At 71.6% G+C, this 1,145-nt stretch carries 2 protein-coding genes; one reads left to right on the top strand and one right to left on the bottom strand.

The features are described from left to right. The first annotated feature begins 95 nt into the window (after window positions 1-95). Window positions 96-305: a CsbD family protein gene (locus tag FOE67_RS26400; RefSeq protein ID WP_182667341.1), complete on the top strand. Its 210-nt coding sequence runs from the start codon at window positions 96-98 to the stop codon at window positions 303-305. On the opposite strand, the gene FOE67_RS26395 is transcribed toward FOE67_RS26400, so the two are convergent. Further along, on the bottom strand, window positions 244-1,145 hold a 902-nt coding region (locus FOE67_RS26395; protein ID WP_182667340.1), incomplete at its 5' end, for a YqjF family protein. The two genes, FOE67_RS26400 and FOE67_RS26395, sit on opposite strands and share 62 nt — an antisense overlap.

Below are 1,145 nucleotides of genomic sequence, written 5' to 3'. Positions count from 1 at the left end.
GGAGATGTGTATAAGTGACAGGAACGGGGGTGTCCGGGTTTGCTTCCGTGATGCCGGGTAGGCGATCACCCATCACCGAGGAAAGGAAACCGATCATGACCGACCGCGGCGACAAGGGCACCACCGACAAGCTCAAGGGCAAGGCCAAGGAGATGGTCGGCAAGGCCACCGGTGACCGGCGCAAGGAGCAGGAGGGCAAGACCGACCAGGCCAAGGGCAAGACGAAGGAGACCTTCGACGACGTCAAGGGCCGGGCCAAGGGGGTCGGGGACTCCCTGGGCGACGACAGCTCCCGCGACCGCTGAGGAGCTGTCCGAAACCTTCTCGCTCCGGACGGGCGCGGACCGCGAGGTTCCGCGCCCGTCGGCGTGCGCGCGAATGGTTCGCGCGCTTCTCCATCGGGGTCGCCCCGGGCACGGGGGGCAGCCGGTCGGGGGGCCCGAACCGCACGTCGACGCGGGGCGCGAAGAGCACCCGGGGGGTTCCCACCGGAGCGGGCAGACCGCACGCGGCGATCAGATCCTCCCGGCACTCGAGGAGCTCCGCGCGGTGCAGCGGCCAGGTGGGGTGAACGTTGGGCAGGTGGAGCGTGGAACCGTCGTGCCACCGGGTGTGCAGCCCCCAGCGGGCGGTGAGGAAGGCGTCCAGCGGGTCGAGATCCCCGGCCCGGATCGGTTCCCCCACCCCCACCCTGATGAGGGATCCCGGCGCCGGGACGCCGGGAGGAGTGATGCGGCGCGAGGTCCAGGTGAGTTCGCGACCCTCGCGCCGCCGCCCCATGGCGGCCCACCGGTAGGGCAACCGCAGCGCCGCCCGGGACCCGAGCACCGGCAGCAGGCGTTCGCATTCCAGGGTGAGGAAGACCACACCTCGACGACCTCGGCCGTCGACACCGTAGACCCGCACATTGGTCTCCAGGAAGTCCCCGACCCACGGCAGGCCCGGCCCCCGGCCGAAGCCGAGACCGCGCATGCCGAAGGGAACCAGTCCCACCCAGGTGACCCCGTCGTGCACGTCGGGTCGCACCCCGGGGGGCAGGTGGGGGGCGACGAGGGCCGGATCGATCGGCCAGTGCAGGAAGGTCACCTCGAGCCACGCCTGGGAAAGGACGGTGCGGCGCAGCGGGCGGGGGCTGAGGGGGGTGA

It is taken from the genome of Streptomyces calidiresistens, assembly GCF_014141525.1.
GTDB classification, from domain to species: Bacteria; Actinomycetota; Actinomycetes; order Streptomycetales; family Streptomycetaceae; genus Streptomyces; species Streptomyces calidiresistens.
Note: the sequence above shows the minus strand (reverse complement) of the source record. Positions and strands in the feature narration are given on the sequence as shown.

Excerpts from the sequence above, each read along its gene's own strand:
- FOE67_RS26400 (WP_182667341.1), top strand. The coding sequence starts at position 96 with ATGACCGACCGCGGCGACAAGGGCACCACCGACAAGCTCAAGGGCAAG.